Source organism: Kingella pumchi, assembly GCF_022288825.1.
GTDB classification, from domain to species: Bacteria; Pseudomonadota; Gammaproteobacteria; order Burkholderiales; family Neisseriaceae; genus Kingella_D; species Kingella_D pumchi.
Map to the genome: position 1 here is coordinate 327 of NZ_JAKOOW010000018.1, position 2,364 is coordinate 2,690.

Consider the following 2,364-nt stretch of genomic DNA (forward strand, 5'->3'; position numbering starts at 1 on the left):
GAGGGCGCCCGCCACGATGCCGACAACCACAACGAACGCGGCAGCCGCAGCGGCCAAGTCCGCTACGTTTGCCAGAGCGGCAGCGGATTTGACGCCACCTACCGCTTCAACAGCGCCGGCGTACCGACCGACGTGAGCTTCAAAGCCAACGGCCGCCGCATCACCCTGCCCTATGACATGAACGCTTCCGACAACGTCGAAACCCTGTTCAGCGGCCGCGGCTACCGCTTCGGCGCCGAATACATCGACAGCCGCAACTACCGCCGCCAGAGCGTTTCTACCGTTACCGACCCTAGCAACCGCATCCTGTACAAAGGCTGCAGCGCGCGCTAAAACGGCAAACCCGTTTTGCCGATAATCGAAGCAGCCTGAAAGTGTTTTTTGCTTTCAGGCTGCTTTTGTATTGCGGCAGCCTGAAAGCCCAAACGGCTATCCGCACAGCCCGATTATTTGCAGAGCCGGCGGTAGGGTGCACACCATGCACCATCCTCGCACTGCTCGGCCGTTTTTCGGTGCGTGGGGCGCACCCTACGCCGCGGAGCAACAGGCAGCCTGAAAAGCCAAATAACAGCCTGCAAAAAAACAGCCTGAAAACCATAATTCCGGTTTTCAGGCTGCTTTTGGGGCGCGGTTTAGGAATTAAGCGCGCGTTGGAACAGGATCGTGTTTTCCAACTCGATATGGTCGTTCAGATCATCAACGAACTCGCGCAGCTCTTCGTAGAGCTTGCGCCAGCTGCCGCAGGCGTTTTCCGGCGGGGTCAGGTCGTGGGTGAGTGCGAGCAGTTGGCTGATGGCCGATTCGTGTTCGCCGTGCTCGTGCATCATCATGCGGATGGGCATGGCGGCGCCGCGGCCGGCACCTTGTTTGATCATCGGAAACAGTACGCGCTCTTCTTTCATCATGTGGTTGCGCAATTCGTCGGCGATGGCGTGCAGCAGCGGCACGATATCGGCGGGGAAACTGTCGGCGTGAACGGTAGCGACTTTTTCGGCCAGCGGGATAAAGTCGTCAAACTGGCGGCGGTGGGTGTCGTGGTAGCGGCTGAGAATGTGATCGACGGTGGCATCGAGCGGGGCGCTCTGCCACAGGGTAAGATCGGTCATGGCGGGTTCCTTTATCGTTTCTATTGTTATCGCGGCGCGGCGGCCGCTGCTTTCAGGCTGCCTTGGGGGCAGCGGCGGCATTGTAGCGCAAAGCGATGGCGTGCCGCCCGGCCTTTACCCGCAGCGTTTGCGGGGACAAAGAAAATGCGCGCAATAATCGCTTGGATACCAAAGCAGCCTGAAAGCGGTTTTTCGCGCTTTCAGGCTGCCTGCGGCGGAGGTTGGACAATCAGCCGTAAAACGAGGCTTCGCCTGCGGGGCGGGTTTTGAAGCGTTTGTGCAGCCAGAAATACTGCTCGGGCATCTCGCGCACCCGCGCTTCGATAAAGTCGTTCATGTGCTGGATGTCGGCTTCGGTATCGGCGGACGGATAGTTTTCCCAAGCGGGATAAAAGCGCAGCTCCACCGTTCCGTCGGCCAGCCGCTGCGGAATCAGCGGCACCACTTTGGCGCCGGTGAGCGCGGCGATGCGCGGCAGGCCGGCGATGGTGGCGGCGCTGACGCCGAAAAAGCGGGCGAACACCGAATCTTTGGCGCCGAAGTCCTGGTCGGGCAGGTAGAGAAAGGGCGCGCCGTCGCTTTTGATGCGGCGGATGATACTGCGCATGCCTTCGGTGCGGCCGATTAGGAAGACGTTGTCGTAGCGGTGGCGGCCTTTGAGAATCCGCTCGTCGAGCAGGCGGTTTTTCTGGTGGGAATAAACGCTGGTGAGCGGCACGTCTTGGTTGAGCGCGTACACCGCCATTTCAAAGGCGGTAAAGTGCGGATAAAGCAGGATGACTTTTTCGCCGGCGGCGAGCAAGTTGTCAAGAATTTCTTTGTCGCGGTAGCGCACCATGCGTTTGAGCCGCGCGGCGGGGGCGTACCAATACAGCCCGTATTCCAAGAGCAGCAGCGCCATATGGTAGAAATGGCGGCGCAGCAGGCAGCGGCGCTCGGCTTCGGACAATTCGGGATAGCACAGCCGCAGATTAACCAGCCCGACGCGGCGGCGCGGCACCACCAGCCAATAGGACAGCAGGCCGAAAAAGCGCGCCAGCAGGCGGATGCAGACATGCGGCAGAAAATGGATCAGATAAAGGACGGCAAAGGCAAGTTTCACGGTAATGCAGGCAGCCTGAAAAAAGGTGACATTATATCGCCAAACCGCCGGGCAGCCTGAAAGCGTTTGTTCTGTCTTTCAGGCTGCCTAGGGCGTGTTGACATTCGGCTTGCGAAGCGGTTTTTTGAGTAAAAAATGGCCGAATGCAAGGAAAAA

Annotated in this window: 3 protein-coding genes; 1 reads left to right on the plus strand and 2 read right to left on the minus strand. The window is 59.3% G+C overall.

The window, feature by feature from the left end; all coding sequences use genetic code 11:
• The coding region (locus MB824_RS04315; protein ID WP_238746282.1) for an ACP-like domain-containing protein at positions 1-333 on the plus strand (333 nt) is incomplete at its 5' end.
• Positions 334-632: 299 nt separating this feature from the next.
• On the opposite strand, the gene MB824_RS04320 is transcribed toward MB824_RS04315, so the two are convergent.
• Both MB824_RS04320 and MB824_RS04325 read right to left on the minus strand, forming a co-directional pair.
• Complete coding sequence (locus MB824_RS04320; protein ID WP_238746284.1) at positions 633-1,106, minus strand: hemerythrin domain-containing protein; 474 nt, start codon at positions 1,104-1,106, stop codon at positions 633-635.
• 229 nt (positions 1,107-1,335) lie between these two features.
• A complete protein-coding gene (locus tag MB824_RS04325; protein WP_238746286.1) occupies positions 1,336-2,208 on the minus strand; it encodes a lipid A biosynthesis lauroyl acyltransferase in 873 nt (290 codons plus the stop codon).
• Positions 2,209-2,364 lie beyond the last annotated feature (156 nt).

Excerpts from the sequence above, each read along its gene's own strand:
- MB824_RS04320 (WP_238746284.1), bottom strand. The coding sequence starts at position 1,106 with ATGACCGATCTTACCCTGTGGCAGAGCGCCCCGCTCGATGCCACCGTC.